At 69.0% G+C, this 14,922-nt stretch carries 11 protein-coding genes; 2 read left to right on the forward strand and 9 right to left on the reverse strand.

Going from position 1 to position 14,922, the window contains the following annotated elements; translation table 11 throughout:
* From AB0O34_RS02085 to AB0O34_RS02110, 6 genes are all read right to left on the reverse strand, one after another.
* On the reverse strand, positions 1-646 hold a 646-nt coding region (locus AB0O34_RS02085; protein WP_363911604.1), incomplete at its 3' end, for a cellulose-binding domain-containing protein.
* A gap of 679 nt (positions 647-1,325) precedes the next feature.
* On the reverse strand, positions 1,326-1,763 hold the full coding sequence (locus tag AB0O34_RS02090) for an NUDIX domain-containing protein (protein ID WP_363911606.1): 438 nt from the start codon (positions 1,761-1,763) through the stop codon (positions 1,326-1,328).
* 4 nt (positions 1,764-1,767) lie between these two features.
* Entirely contained in the window at positions 1,768-3,561 is a 1,794-nt protein-coding gene (locus AB0O34_RS02095; protein WP_363911608.1) for an ABC transporter ATP-binding protein, read from the reverse strand.
* The gene (locus AB0O34_RS02100; protein WP_363911610.1) at positions 3,558-4,481 is read right to left on the reverse strand and encodes an ABC transporter permease; all 924 of its coding nucleotides are present in this window, start codon (positions 4,479-4,481) and stop codon (positions 3,558-3,560) included. The genes AB0O34_RS02095 and AB0O34_RS02100 overlap by 4 nt, the downstream gene beginning before the upstream one ends.
* On the reverse strand, positions 4,478-5,461 hold the full coding sequence (locus AB0O34_RS02105; protein ID WP_363911612.1) for an ABC transporter permease: 984 nt from the start codon (positions 5,459-5,461) through the stop codon (positions 4,478-4,480). Before AB0O34_RS02105 ends, AB0O34_RS02100 begins: the two co-directional genes overlap by 4 nt.
* 17 nt (positions 5,462-5,478) lie before the next feature.
* Complete coding sequence (locus tag AB0O34_RS02110) at positions 5,479-7,143, reverse strand: ABC transporter substrate-binding protein (RefSeq protein WP_363911614.1); 1,665 nt, start codon at positions 7,141-7,143, stop codon at positions 5,479-5,481.
* 415 nt (positions 7,144-7,558) lie between these two features.
* Here AB0O34_RS02110 and AB0O34_RS02115 point away from each other — a divergent pair, with 415 nt between their 5' ends.
* Positions 7,559-8,338 carry a polysaccharide deacetylase family protein gene (locus AB0O34_RS02115; protein ID WP_363911616.1) on the forward strand — a complete coding sequence of 260 codons (780 nt, stop codon included), beginning with the start codon at positions 7,559-7,561 and terminating at the stop codon, positions 8,336-8,338.
* On the opposite strand, the gene AB0O34_RS02120 is transcribed toward AB0O34_RS02115, so the two are convergent.
* Together AB0O34_RS02120 and AB0O34_RS02125 are read right to left on the reverse strand one after the other, a co-directional pair.
* Positions 8,317-9,420 (reverse strand): acyltransferase, encoded by a 1,104-nt coding sequence (locus AB0O34_RS02120; RefSeq protein WP_363911618.1) that lies wholly within the window; start codon positions 9,418-9,420, stop codon positions 8,317-8,319. The genes AB0O34_RS02115 and AB0O34_RS02120 overlap by 22 nt on opposite strands.
* Positions 9,421-9,569: 149 nt before the next feature.
* A complete protein-coding gene (locus AB0O34_RS02125; RefSeq protein WP_363911620.1) occupies positions 9,570-10,925 on the reverse strand; it encodes a glutamine synthetase family protein in 1,356 nt (451 codons plus the stop codon).
* A gap of 205 nt (positions 10,926-11,130) precedes the next feature.
* Between AB0O34_RS02125 and AB0O34_RS02130 the strand changes: the two genes are divergently transcribed.
* Entirely contained in the window at positions 11,131-12,267 is a 1,137-nt protein-coding gene (locus AB0O34_RS02130; protein WP_363911622.1) for an amidohydrolase family protein, read from the forward strand.
* Positions 12,268-12,367: 100 nt separating this feature from the next.
* Here AB0O34_RS02130 and AB0O34_RS02135 read toward each other — a convergent pair whose 3' ends face one another.
* Complete coding sequence (locus tag AB0O34_RS02135) at positions 12,368-14,596, reverse strand: molybdopterin-dependent oxidoreductase (protein WP_363911624.1); 2,229 nt, start codon at positions 14,594-14,596, stop codon at positions 12,368-12,370.
* Positions 14,597-14,922: the final 326 nt, after the last annotated feature.

Here is a 14,922-nt window from a genome sequence, read left to right on the forward strand (position 1 = left end):
GGTTCGCCAGCGAGCCCGTCGATGTCCAGCGGTACGTCGACGGAAGAGCGCACGTCGGCGTCGGCGTCGGCGTGGGAGTGGGAGTGGGGGTCGGTGTGGGGGTGGGGGTCGGTGTGGGGGTGGGGGTGGGGGTCGGCGTGGGAGTGGGGGTGGGGGTCGGCGTCGGGCTCGGGTTGCCGGGGTTGCCGGTGCAGGCCACGCCGTTCAGGGAGAACGATGTGGGTGCGGGGTTGCTGCCGTTCCAGGAGCCGTTGAACCCGAAGTTGGTGCTGCCGCCGGAGGGGATGGCGGCGTTGTAGCTGACGTTGGTGGCGGTGACCGACGAGCCGGACTGGGTGTTGGTGGCGTTCCAGATCTGGGTGATCTGCTGGCCGGAGCCGAAGGACCAGGTCAGCCGCCAGCCGTTGACCGCGTCACCGAGGTTGTTGATGGTGACGCTGGCGCCGAAGCCTCCCGACCAGCTCGAAGTGATGCTGTAGTCGACCCGGCAGGCGACGGCGGCCTGCGCGGGCTGCGTGGCGAGCAGCCCGCCCGCCACCACCAGGACGGGGATCGCGCCGATCGCCAGGCTGCGGCGGACAGCGGGCCGGGGGGTCGCTGTGGGGGTTACGGCGGCGGGGCGTCCCGTTCGCCAGGGTAGACGCATGTGAATTCTCCTCATAGTGTTCAGCCGCCGTCAGGGGCTGGTGTCATCTCGTTCGCCGGCGTCACCCTGGTGAACTCGCGGTTGGCGATGGGGGTGCAGGCGGAAAACTCGGCGTTCGTGCGCATGACTGAACGCTCCAGGCTGAGTCACGAAAGCGGACATGCGGGGAGGTAGCTCCACGCGATCGACGCCGCGTCCCGTGATCGTGGAACGCACACCACAAGGGCGTCGCAGACGACGGTCCCTGCCGTGGGCCACCACTTGGCACGAGGAAACCGCCTTGGGGACACAGTGTGGAAATCATCGCGAAACATGTCAACCCTGCCGCGAAAGTTTCAGTCGGCGCTCTTATCGATCACGTGCGACGCCCCCTGATAACACCTGATGAACCCGCACGCGGTCTCCGGTCTCTCGCCGGGAACGCGTGACCGTCCTTGACATCGGCTCCTTGTTTCGTATTGGCTCCGCTCTGCCACCACTGACCCTGCGGCAGAGAAGGAACCATTACGAAAGCAATTTGTTAGCGCTAACAATCGGGACTCCCGCCCGGTGGCGATAGCGCGGGACCGACCTGGGCCGACACCACGTCCTGGCCGGTCGTCGGTTATGTGACAGGAGGTTCGCAGCGACAGAGGGCACGAGGTACGCGGAGCGCGCCAGAGGCCGGCCGCGTGCCATGTCAGGCCCAGAGTTCGAGTGGTTCGGTGATCGTCTCGCCGCCGAGGAAGGGTTCCAGCAGGCGGGGAAGGCTGCGGGGGTAGAACTGGGCGGTGCTGGTGACTACCTGCGCGATCGGCCACCAGCGGAAGCCGAAGTAATCCTCCAGCTCGTAGTCCAGCCGGTTGCGCTCCTCGACGTCCGGTCCGGGGTGGGTCAGTTGGATCTCGACGACTACCTCGTGCTGGAGGTGGCGGACGTCGCGATGCCGGAACGAACCGTCGCGGGTCCAGGTCGGCGCCCCTATCTGGTGGTCATCGACCGTGATGCCCGTCTCCTCGTGGAGTTCGCGTACCGCCGCCTGACGGTAGGTCTCGTGGCCGCCGGTGTCAGCGGAGCCACCGAGGAGTGGCTGGGTTAGAGGTGCCCGAAGCAGGCGGAAGGATCGGTCGTCGGACAAAGATCTAATGCCCGTTGCCGGAGGCCAGGGGGTACCAGCAGGCGACCGCGTGCCTTTCTCGCGACAGTGGGGGCACGTCGTGGTGGCAGCGCGACTGGCGGGCCACCAGGCAGCGGTCGTGGAAGGCGCAGCCGTCGGGGCGATCCACGGCGGACGGCGGTTCGCCCGGCAGGAGCACTCGCGTACGGCGCACGGTCGGATCGGTCACGGGCACCGCGTCGATGAGCGCGCGGGTGTACGGATGACGGGGATGCGAGAGGATCTCGTGGGCCGGCCCCGTCTCGATCACCCGGCCGAGGTACATGACCCCGATCCGGTCGCAGATCTGGCGCAGGACCGACAGGTCGTGGGACACGAGGATGACGGCGACTCCCAGATCGTCGGCGAGCCGGCGCAGCAGGCTCACGATCTCCCCGCCGGTGGACCGGTCGAGCATCGACACCGGTTCGTCGGCGAGCAGCACCCGAGGCTGGAGGACCAGTGCGCGGGCGATCGCCACCCGCTGGCGCTCCCCTCCGCTGAGCTCGTGGGGCCGCCGTGCGGCGTATCTTTCCGCCGGCTTCAGTTCGGCCGCTTCCAGCGCCGCCATGACCCGGCGGTGGACCTCGTCGTCGGGGAGCCGCAGTTGGGCGAGCAGCGGTTCGGCGACCTCCCTGTGGACCGTGAGCCGGGGGTTGAGCGATTGGTACGGGTCCTGGAAGATCAGCTGTACCTGTGACCGCAGCGCCCGCCAGTCGGGTTTCCCGTCGCCGCCGAGCTCGATGTCGCCGACTCGCACGGTGCCGGCGGCGATGTCGGCCAGTCCTACCAGCGCCGACACGACGGAGCTCTTGCCGCAGCCGCTCTCGCCGGCGAGTCCGAGGATCTCCCCTTCGCGTACCAGCATCGAGACGTCATCGACCGCGGAGACGTACCGGGGCCGCCGCAGCGCGGCCAGCCCGCGGCCGGTCGCGTAGCGCACGCACACCCGGTCGAGAGACACCGCCGGCAGGGACCGCTCGCCGTCGCGGGACCGCCGCTCTGGGCGGACGGGTTCGTCGTGAAGGAGCCCACGGGTGTACGGGTGGCGGGGCGCGCGGAACACCGTGCCGACCGGCCCGGACTCGATGTCCTCCCCGTCCTTGAGGACGATGACGCGATCGCAGATCTCTCCCGCGACGCCCAGATCGTGGGTGACCAGCAACATGGACAGGCCCAGCTCGCGCTTGGCATCGGCGAGCAGCGCCAGGATCCGGTCCTGCACGACCACGTCGAGTCCGGTGGTGGGCTCGTCCGCGATGAGCAAGGTCGGCTGCAGCACCGTGGCCATGGCGATCAACGCGCGTTGCCGCATGCCACCGCTGTACTGATGGGGATAACCTCCGGAGCGGTCCGCCCCGATGCCCACCCGGTCAAGCGCCTGCCGGGCCAGCGCGAACGCCTCCTCGCGTGACATGTCGCGATGCGCCCGGACCACCTCGGCGATCTGCCGGTCCACCGGCTGTACCGGGTCCAGGGAGTTCATCGCCGCCTGCGGGACCAGCGCCAGTCGCTCCCACCTGAACCCGCGCAGCTTCTTCGCGGGGACCGTCGCCAGGTCGGCTCCCTCGAACGTCACCTGGCCGGACACCTGGGCGCCGGGAGGGAGCAGGCGCAGGACCGCCTTGGCGGCGGTGGTCTTGCCCGATCCCGACTCGCCGATCAGGCCGAGGACCTCGCCCGGCGCGATGGAGAACGAAAGATCGCGTACTGCCTGCACCGGACCGTTGTGGCTGGGAAACACCACTTTCAATCCGCGCACGTCCAGGATCGGGGTCACGACTGCACCTCCAGGTGGCGCCGTTGCAGGGACTCGTGCGCCCGTCCGAGCAGCGAGACGGCGAAGACGAACAGCATGATCGCGAGCCCCGGGAACAGCGGCCACCACCAGGCGCGGTTCATCTCCTGCGAGCTGAACGCGTCGAACATGATCGTGCCCCAGGACACCGCGTTCGTCGGCGCCATGCCGAGGAAGCTGAGGCCCGCCTCGGCCAGGACCGCCTCGGCGACGAGCAGCATTCCGTAGAGAATGGCGAGCGAGGCGACGTTCGGGGCGATGTGGACGTACAGGACGCGCCGCCGGGAGGCCCCGCCCACGACGGCCGCCTTCACGAACGCCCGCTCTTTCAGTGACAGCACCTGCGCCCGGACCACCCGCGCGGTCGTACGCCAGAAGAGCACGGCGATGGCGAGGACCAGCACGAAGTCGGATCGGCCGAGGATGCCGACCAGCACGATCGCCAGGGGCAGGAAGGGGATGGCGTACGCGGTGTCCGCGATCCGCATGAGCACGCTGTCGACCTTGCCGCCCAGGTATCCGGCGATCAGGCCGACGTTGAGCCCGATCAGCGCGGTCGCCAGGGCGGCCATCCCGGCGACCGACAGGGTCCGGCGGGTGCCCCAGACCACCTGGTCGAAGATGTCGCGGCCGAAGTTGGTCGTGCCGAACGGATGCGCCAGGCCCGGTGGCAGCAGCCTGGCCAGTCCCCCGTCGGCGGCACGTACCCGCTCAAGAGGACCGTGCGGTGCGATCACCGGCGCGAGCAGCGCGGTCAGGAGGAAGACACCGATGATGGCGATCGCGGCCCGGCCACTTGGCGTCGACCACAGGTCCCGCGCGACCCGCCGGGCGCCCGCGGTCACCTTGCCCTGCCACATACGCCGCTTGGTGATCTTCGCCAGAGGATACGGAGTGGTCATGCCAACCTCACACGCGGGTCGAGGTACGCGTAGAGAACGTCGATGACGCCGTTGACGACGACGGCCATCACTGCGGTCAGCAGGAAGACGCCTTGCATCATCGGGTAGTCGAAGTTGTTGACGGCATCGACGACCGCCCGTCCCATGCCCGGCCAGGAGAAGATGGTCTCGACGATCACCTGACCGCCGATGATGGTGCCGGTGAGCGCCGGCATCAAGGTGACCACCGGCAGCAGCGCGTTCCGTGCCGCATGCCGGTAGATGATCCGTGCCGGGGACAGTCCCTGTGCCTTGCCGAGAGCGATGAAGTCCTCCCGCAGCACGTCCGCCATCGAGGTGCGCATGGTCAGCAGCGGCTCCGGCATGAAGTAGAGCGTCATGATGAGGAGGGGCAGGGCGAGGTGCCACCAGAAGTCCGGTGAGGCGAACAGGCCGAGGCCGGTACTGGCGACGCCCCGACCCGGTGTGGTCATCCCGATCGATGGCACCCAGTTCAGGCGGTAGCTGAACAGCAGCAGCGCCAGCGTCGCCGTCCAGAAGATGGGTGTGGCCCTGCCGACGAAGGCGCCGTTGCGCAGTACGGCATCGACGACCCCGCGCCGGCTGGTGGCCGCGGCGACCGCGCCGAGGGCCGTCCCGAGCACCAGGGCCAGCACGATGGCGGGCACGGCGAGGACGGCGGTGTTGAACAGCTTGTTCAGCAGGATGTCGGCGACCGACTGCTTGTAGTGGAACGAGACGCCGAGGTCGCCTCGTGCCAGGTTGGCCATGTACCTGAGGAACTGAACTCCGAGCGGTTGGTCCACGCCGTAGCGCGCCCGCAGCATGGCGGCCACGGCCGGATCGAGGTCGGGCCCGACCACCGCCGCACTGGGATCCCCGGGTACCGCCCTGAACAGCAAGAAGGTCAACGGCACGAGGATCGCGATGGTCGCCACCATCCGCGCGACACGTCTCATCGAGAATCGCAGCAGCGTCATGGCGCCTCCCTTTTCGGTCAGGACGGCACGTTGTTGTCACGGAGGCGCTTGTCGTCGTGTGCGGCCGGGAAGTAGAGGACGCCCCGGCGGTCGAACACGTATCCCGCCTCCCGCAGCTCCTTCATCGCGGCCCGGGTGTCGTACGGGAACGGCCGGAGCGACGGGTCGTGCCACTTCGTCAGCGAGGAGGCGATCGGCGACCCGGCGGGCTTGCCGTGGCCGTCAAGGACCACGTCGATGATGTCCCGTACGGGGATGAGCAGGGACAGAGCGCGCCGGAAGTGCCGGTCGTCGAACGGCTCCCTGCGCATGTTGTAGTGCAGCCCCGCCCAGCCGATGCTTTCGGCGGACAGCACCGTGATCCCGCTCTTGCCGCGAACCGAGGCGAGCTGGGCGACGTTCTGTACGTCCCCGAGCATGTCGAGGTCGCCTTGGGCGAGCCCGCCGACCTCGGCGTCCAAGCCGCCCAGCACGATCATCACCAGGCCGTCGATCTTGGGTGCCGAGAAGTGTTCCTTGTTCGCTCTGAACCGGATCTCCGCGCCGAGCTTGCGGCCGGCGAAGACGAACGGCCCGGAGCCGACAGGGGCGGCGTTGGCGAACTTCGCCGGGTTCGCCACCTTCTCCCATACATGTTTCGGCAAGATCGGCAGCTGGGCCAGCGTCGTGGGCACGAAGCTCGGCGACGGCTTGGCAAGGGTGATCTCCACCGAGTCGCCGATGGCGCGCACGTCGCGCACGGCGGCCAGCTTCTGAGCGAACAGGGGGGACTTCTTGTCGATCAGGTATCTGATGGTGAACGCCACATCGGCGGCGGTGACCGGATGCCCGTCGCTGAACCGCATGCCGTGCCGCAGCTTCGCGGTGACTCGGGTGCCGTCGACCTGTACCGACTCGGCCGCCCAGTTCCGCAACTCACCTGCCGGGCCGATCCGTACGAGGCTGTCGTAAACATGCGACAGGAGTAACTGCGCCGCGGGCGACTCCAGCGCGACCGGGTTGAGGGACAGGGGCTCGGAGACGGTGCCGACCACCAGGGTGCGTTTTCCGGTCTTCGGAGTGGCTCCGATCGAATTCCAGATGTTGAACACCGGATAACCCAACGCGTGCTGGATACCGTCCCAGCGGTCCGATCGGTATGCCCCGCCCACCACGGGATAGGCGAACGGCCGCGCCGGTTGCTGCTCGTACAGGAGCTTCTGCGCCTTCTTCACCGCGGCGATCCGGTCGGCCTCGTTCATCGCGAGCTGCTGGGCGTCATAGATCGCGTCATACTCGGCATTGCGATAGCCGGATATGTTCCACCCCGAGACGCCGGCACGGGCAGAGGTGAACTTCGACAGGATGTTGTCGGGGTCGATGCGGTCCGGCATCGGGCCGTATACCAACAGAGACGCGTCGAAGTCCTTTTTCGTGAACGCACGCCGAGCCACCTCGGCGCCGCGTACCGCCAGCAGTTCGGCGGGGATCCCGGCCCGCTGCCAGGATTCCACGATCAGGCGGGCCTCCTCGAACCAGCGGGGATCCTCCGCCGCGGTCTTGGTAAGCATCTGGATGGTCTGGACCGGAATGCGCCCGGAGACGTCGTCGACCACCTTCCGGTACGTGGCCGCGTCGGTCTCGCCGCCGGCCAGGTCGCCGCCGGTGCACGCCGAAGTCGTCAATATGAGGGCGATGGCCAAGACAGCGCTCGATATTCTTCCGTGTGAACGCACACTTCTCCTCGTTCGGCTGATCGGGGGAACGCTTCAGAACGGGCGGTCGGTGAATGACGATCGCCCGGCGCTGAACTGAGATCGGTGACGATGAAAGCGGTTGGCGCGGCTCCATCAACTCGGTGTTGTCGTTCGTCTGGGGAGAGCCGAACCGGCGGTCTGACCGGATGGAGCAAGCTTGAGCCGCACGACCCTTGCCGACAGTAATGCCCTCATTACTGTCCGCTAACACGCGTGTGCGTGTTCTTTACCTCAGAGACCGAATCTCCATGGACAACTCACCGAGCCCTGACCAGGGAGGGAACGGGGCCGAGCTTGTCTAGATCGCCGCGGGCGCGAGGTTTCACTAAGATTCGGCGGCATGTGGCGGAAAGTCAGAATTATGGTTGCCAGTGTCTGCGCGGTCGGCGTTCTCGGTGTCCCGGTGGCCGCCGAGGCGAAGAAGACCCAGAAGGCCGCCCCGACTCTCGCTGCCGCGGAGGCCAGGTCGACCGGCGACACCGGTCAGGCCACCGCTGCCGCAGAGGTGAGGAAGGCGACCAAACCGTACTGCGCTCGGTACAAGTGCATCGCGCTCACCTTTGACGACGGCCCCTGGCCGTACACCCCCCAATTGCTCGACACGCTGAAGAAGCACAAGGCCAAGGCCACCTTCTTCCTTCTCGGCAGGAAGGTCGGGAGCCGCGCCGAGCTGACGCGGCGCATCGTGGACGAGGGTCACGAGGTCGGCAACCACACCTGGGACCACCCGGACCTCACCACGCTGTCCAACGAGGAGATCCTCGACGAGATGACGAGGACCTCGGAGGTCATCGACGAGGCCATCGGCAGGGCGCCGACCATGATGCGCCCGCCGAACGGCGCCACCGACGACCGGGTCACGCAGCTGATGGCCGAGCTGGCGCTGCCGCAGATCCTGTGGACCGGGTCCACCCTCGACTGGCAGTCCCGCGACACCGCCGTCATCACCAAGAAGACGCTCAAGCTGGCCAAGCGCGACGGTGTCATCCTGCTGCACGACATCGTCCCTGAGACCGTCAAGGCCATCCCGACCGTGCTGAAGACGCTGGAGAAGCAGCACTACCGCTTCGTCACGATCACGACCCTGCTGCAGGGCCGGGAGCTGCGTGGCGGCGAGATCTATCCTCCGCGCTCCAAGTAGCCGTCGTCGGCGTGGAGCGAGCGGTCGAGGGCGGCCCTCAGCCTTGGTTGCAGGGGCACCTCCACCAGCCGGTTCACGCCGTAGGCGACGGCGAGCGCCGTCGCCACGACCAGCGGCAGCGTGAGCCGGTTCCCCAGCGGCGTGTGGAGCCTGCCGATGAGCAGGAACCCGACGTGGTGGTGGAACAGGTAGAGCGGGTAGGTCAGCGCGCCGAGCCAGGTCAGCCAGCGCCAGTCGATCCCGTCGAGCCTGCCGAGGGCCACCAGGATCATGACCAGGAAGATGAGGGAGATCACTCCGACCACGAGGGCGGATCCGAGCGCCGTGCCGAACCGCCCGACGGCCGGAGGGTTCTCCCCCAGCACCTGAACGAGGGCGAGCGCCCAGCCGGCGCCCACGAACAACCAGGGGTACAGCGACCCTCCGAAGCGGTGGATGAGGTAAAGGGCCATCCCGGCGATGAAGTACGGCGCGCTGAACGGGATGAGGAACGCCTGGAGTAGATCGGCGTTCACGCGCTCGGCGATGGCCAGGAGCAGCAGCCAGCCCCCGAGGAAGGCCAGGCAGCGGCGGTAGGTGATGCCTACCGTGGCGAACACCGCGATGAGGGCGTAGAAGACCAGCTCCTGCCAGAGCGTCCAGTACACGATCTCCAGGTCGCGGATCCTCAGGCCGTGCTGGAGCATGGTGAGGTTCGCGAGCAGCTCGCTGAAAGTGGGCCGGTGGTCGGTGATGAGGCCCCCGACCGCCAGCCCGCCAAGGGCGATCACGCTCGCCCAGTACGCCGGGTACAGCCGGGCGATCCGCGACGAGGCGAACGCGCCGGGGGTCCGGCCCCACGCGCTCATCAGGATGACGAACCCGCTGATCACGAAGAACATGCGGACGCCGTACACGCCGAACATGGTCACCGAGCTCAGGGCGGGGAACGCGTTCGGCGTGCCCCATGCCCGCGTGTCGCCGTAGTGGAAGAGCACCACCGCAAGCGCCGCGCAAAACCGCAGCAGATCGAGAACGCGCAGCCGTCGCGGGTCAGGAATTATGACCGGCGAATCGGAAATGCGGGGGGCCGAAACCAGCATAAGCAGGAATATATCTACAAAGATCGCTAAGAACCTACAAATGCTCAGGGGGCCCAATACGCCGAGATGAGCGACGGGCGGAAATCAGTGCTCAGCCGAGATGAGCGACGGGCGGGAGTCTGTGGCCCGGCCGGGATGCAACAGGCGGGTCAGTGCTTCCAGCGGGTACGGGCCGCGATCTCCTCGGGGTCCGCTCCTTCGAACAGCGCGATCTCGCCCCGGCGCACGAGGGCGATCGTGTCGATCATCGCCTCGCCCAGCGCGTCCTTCAGCACGGCGTCGGTCTCGAACGCCTGGAGCGCCGCACCGAGCGAGGACGGCAACGGCGTGACGGTGCCCAAGGAGCGCGGATCGACCTCGACGGGCTCGGGGAGCGTACCCCCCTCGGCGACCCCCGCCCGGCCGGCGGCGAGGAGGACGGCGACCGCGAGGTACGGGTTGGCCGCGGCGTCGAAGCACTTCACCTCCAGGTTGGCCGCCCGGGACCGGTCGCCGGCCGACCCGGTGACGAACCGGATGGCCGCCTCGCGGTTCTCCAGCCCCCAGCAGGCGAAAGCGCCGGCCCAGTGCGAGGGGACGAGCCGCAGGTAGCTCGCCACGGACGGCGCGCCGACCGCCAGCAGGGCCGGCAGCCGGGACAGGATGCCGGCGGCGAACGCCTCACCCGTGCCGGTGAGGCCGTACCGGCCGTCGCCGCCCGCCATGAGGTTCGCGCCGTCGCGCCAGAGGCTCAGGTGGACGTGCGCGCCGTTGCCGACTCCGCCCGCGAGCACCTTCGGGGAGAAGGTCGCGCGCAGGCCGTGGTTCAGGCTGACCGCGCGGATCGTCTCGCGAACCAGGACGGTCGTGTCGGCGGCCCCGATCGGGTCCTCGGCGGCGACGGAGACCTCGTACTGCCCGGCCGCGTACTCCGGATGGATCTGCTCCACCGCGATGCCCGCAGCCGTCAGCGCCCCGACCACGTCGCGCAGGTAGCCGGACCGTTCGGTGAGCCGGGTCATGCCGTACGCCGGGCCGGTGCAGGCGGGGACGAAGTCATCGCCGTCACCGACGGAGGCCGCCCACTCGACCTCGAACGACGCCCGGACGGAGAAGCCGCCGGCGGCGAGCCGATCTACCTCGCGGCGGGCCAGGTAGCGGGCGTCCAGCTGATGCGGCATGCCATCTTGGTCGTACCGGTCCGCGGGCGCCCACGCCCAGCCGGGCAGGGCGGTCAGCACGGCGAGGCGGTCGAGGTCCGGATGCAGCCGCAGGTCGCCGACCGGCCCGCCGGCGAACCGGCCACTCATGATCGAGTCGTCGAGCAGGAACGCGTCGAACACCGGAGAGGCGCCGATGCCCCAGGCCGCCGCGTGTTCCAGGCGCGAAAGGGGCACCGCCTTGACCCTGCTGATGCCGCTGGTGTCCACCCAGGTGACGGCGACGGCGGTCACGCCTCTGGCGACGAGGCCTCCGGTCGCCTTCCGGGCCGAGGCCGCGCGTCGCGCGCGTTCCCGCTGGTCCATTCCGCTCCCCTGCCTTCATCCGGTCCGGCGCCGCGGTGGAGCCGTACGGCCCGGTCACCGCGCTGTTGGGGACGGGTTATACGCTCTAGCGCAACGTCATTCTCCATCCCGGAGCGAGGTTCCCGGTGTTCACATAGGGCCGCCCGCTCGTCGCCGTGACCTCGGTCGTGGTGGGGCGCCCATACCCGAAAGGACCAGCGGCCGCGTGCCCTCGCTCCTGCCCTGCGTAGAGACGCTTCGCCTCGTCGACCACCACTGTCACGGGGTGGTCGACCGCGAGCTCGACCGCACCGCGTTCGAATCCATGCTGACCGAGGCGGACGCCCCGAGCCCTGGCACCACGCTCTTCGACTCCCAGATCGGCCTCGCCGTACGCCGCTGGTGCGCGCCGGTCCTCGACCTGCCCGCTCACGCGCCCGCCGAAGAGTATCTGGCACGCCGCGCCGACCTCGGATCCGGCGAGGTCAACCGGAGGTTCCTCCAGGCGTCCGGCGCCGCGGCGCTCTGCCTGGACACCGGGTTCGCCCCCGGCGCCATCCTGGCGCCACCCGAGATGGGCGCCCTCGCCGGCGCCGAGACGTACGAGATCGTACGGCTGGAGCAGGTCGCGGAGGAGGTGGCCGCGAAGGGGCCGGGCGCGGAGGGGTTCGCCGACGCGTTCCGCGCGCGGCTGGACGAGCGCTCCATCGGCGCGGTGGCGCTCAAGTCGATCGCCGCCTACCGGGTCGGGCTGGCGCTGCCCGGCGAGCGGCCGAGCGATGCGGAGGTCGCCAACGCGGCCGGCCGCTGGCTCACCTCGATCGAGGCGGGCGCCCCGCCCCGCCTGGCCGACGCGACCCTGCACGCCTTCTTCGTGTGGTGCGGGGTCGAGCGGGGGCTGCCGATCCAGTTCCACGTGGGATACGGCGACGCCGACGTCGACCTGTACCGGTGCGATCCGCTGCTGCTGACCGACCTGCTGCGCGCGGTCGCGCCGACCGGTACGCCGATCATGCTGCTGCACAACTATCCGTACCACCGGCAGGCCGGTTACCTCGCGCAGGTGTTCCCGAACGTCTTCGTGGACGTCGGGCTCGCCACCCACAACGTCGGGCAACGGGCGCGGGCGTTGATCGCCGAGACGCTGGAGCTCGCGCCGTTCGGCAAGTTCCTGTTCTCCTCGGACGCGTTCGGGCTGGCCGAGCTCTACCATCTCGGGTCACTGCTGTTCCGTCAGGGCCTCTCGGACTTCCTGCGGTCAGGGCTGGACGAGGGGGCGTGGACGCGGGACGACGCCGACCACATCGCACGCATGGTCGGCGTCGAGAACGCCCGTCGCGTCTACCGCCTGGACGAGCGCTGACCGGCGCCTCGACGACGACGGCGAGGCCGTACCCCTCGACCGCGTCGCGTTCGTCAAGACGGCCGCGTACCCGTCCTGACGCATCGTCTCCGGCCCCGCGCTAGGCGTGCGCCGAGGAGGGGACGCGGACCTGCGCGACGTCCAGCTCGCCGCCTTCCGCCCCGATGGGGATGAGCGTGACCGGGACGCCGTTGAACACCGCGTTTCCGGAGGGCACGTCGACCACCGACTCGTCGGTCAGCGCGTTGGCGTTGACGCCCGCGTGTACCGACGCGTTCCGCTGGCGGGTCCCGGCGTGTCCCCATCCGTGCGGCAGGCTCACCACGCCCGGCATGATCGCGTCGTTGGGTTCGAGCGGCACGACGAGCTCCCCGTTGGCCGAGCGTACGATCACCTGCTCACCGAGCCCGAGCCGCGCCACGTCGTCCGGGTGGATGTGCAGGGTGCACTGGTTGCTCCCGCCCGTCAGCGTCGGCACGTTGTGCAGCCAGCTGTTGAGTGAGCGCAGCTGGCGACGTCCGATCAGCAGGATCTCCGGCGCCGGTACGGCCAGGCGCTCGCGCAGCCGTGCCGCCTCCTCGGCCAGCCTCGGCGGGGCCAGTTCCACGCGGCCCGAGGCCGTGGTCAGCAGCTCCGGCAGCCGGGGCACGAGCGCGCCGAGGTCGATGCCGTGCGGGTTCGCCAGCAGGTCGGCCAGCGACAGGCCGTAGCCGCCGAGCCTGAGCATGGTGTCCAGCATCAGCTCGGGTCCGCTGTCGCCCTGCAGCGAGGCGCGCAGCTCGTCCACGTCCATGCCTTCGACCGGCGAGCCGGGGACCTGCGTGAACCCGGTGAGCAGCTGGCCGACGATGAGCTCGTCCAGCGCGGCCGGATCGGCGTCCGGCCCCTGCCCTGAGACGATCATCGTGAGACGCGCCAGGATCTGGGCCTCCGACAGCTGCCAGGGCTCCAGGGGCAGGATCGGCGGGGAGAACCTGGTGTAGTTGCGCACCGTCACCGTGAGCAGCAGGAAGTCGTAGTGCGGCATCTGCAGCATGCGCGGCGGCGGCAGGATGACGTTCGCGTGCCGGGTGGTCTCGTTGAGGTAGGGGTCCACGCAGACCATGAACTCCAGGTCTTCCAGTGCCCGCTCCAGCCGGGGCCCGCCCGGCGCCGAAAGCGCCAGGTTGCCGCCCACCGACACCAGTGCCCTGACCTGCCCCTCCCCCGGCGTCTCGATCTCGTCGGCGAGGGTGGCCACCGGCAGCTCCATGAGCGACTCCGGCAACCCCCGCACGCGGCTGTGGAAGTGCCCGGTGCTGTACGGCTCGGACGGCTTGAAGAGGTCGACGGTCGCGGTCTTGGTGAACATGGCGCCGCCGGGCCGGTCGAGGTTCCCGGTGAGGATGTTGATCACCTCGATGAGCCACTGCGCCGCGGTGCCGAACTCGACGGTGGAGGCGCCGATGCGGGAGTACACGGCGGCCGTCGGAGCCGCGGCCAGCTCCCGCGCCAGCCGCACGATCTTCTCGGCGGGTACGCCGCACACCGGCGACACGATCTGCGGAGTGAAGTCCTCCGCCAGCCGCCGGAGGTCCTCCAGCCCCTCCACCTCCACGCCGATGGCGGTGAGGTTCTCCGCGAGGAGGGTCTGGACGATGCCGAACAGCAGGAACGCGTCGGTGCCTGGCCGTACGAACAGGTGCTCGTCGGCGAGGTCGGCGGTACGGGTGCGACGCGGGTCGACGACCACGAGCTTTCCGCCGCGCCCGCGCAGCGCCTTGAGCCGGCCGGGGAAGTCGGGGGCGGCGCAGAGCGACCCGTTCGACTCCGCGGGGTTGGCGCCGAGCACCAGCAGGTAGTCGGTACGGTCCAGGTCGGGCACCGGGATGGCCATCGGGTTGCCGTACAGGTAGCCGCAGGCCACGTGCTTCGGCATCTGGTCGATGGTGCTGGCGGAGTAGATGTTGCGGGAGCCGAGCGACTGGCTGAGCGGCATCCGGTACATGAAGCCGGCCATGGTGTGGAAGGTCGGGTTGCCGAAGTAGGCCGCCACGGCATCGCGTCCATGGGCGTCCACGACGCTTTTGAGCCCCCGATGGACCTCCTGGAAGGCCTCGTCCCAGCTGACCTCGTGCCACTCGCCGTCCTTGCGCACCAGCGGCGTGCGCAGCCGGTCGGGGTCCTCGTCCAGGCGTCCGAGGCTCGCCCCCTTGGGGCAGATGAAGCCCTTGGAGAAGGGGTCGTCCGGGTCGCCCTTGACCGACGTGACATGCCCGGTGTCGTCGAGCGTGAGCCGCAAGCCGCAGACGGCGTCGCAGAGGGGACAGGTCCGGTGCACGGTTCTCATCGGCACTCCTGAGATCGTCGAATGGACTCATCATGAGCAGGTGCCGGAGACAAGGGGAACCCCAGGAATCAGGCTCCTAGGGGTGTGATACGGGTCTTGACGCGGCATGCGCCGAAATGCCTTATCAAGATCGATAAAAGGCTTCGTCCCTCATCAGGGAACGTTTTAATGACCAAAAATGGCTTTCGTCCCGTACCGTGGGAGCCCGGGGGTTTCTATCGCGATATTGCGGGCAGTGCGGTCTGGTTCGAGCCGGCCGATCTACCGCCCGAAAAGGAAGACAGGTGCCCGCCGAACGACGCTCGCCTCCCCTGGCACGCCGAGGT

The organism is Sphaerisporangium sp. NPDC088356 (assembly GCF_040685555.1).
GTDB lineage: Bacteria > Actinomycetota > Actinomycetes > Streptosporangiales > Streptosporangiaceae > Sphaerisporangium.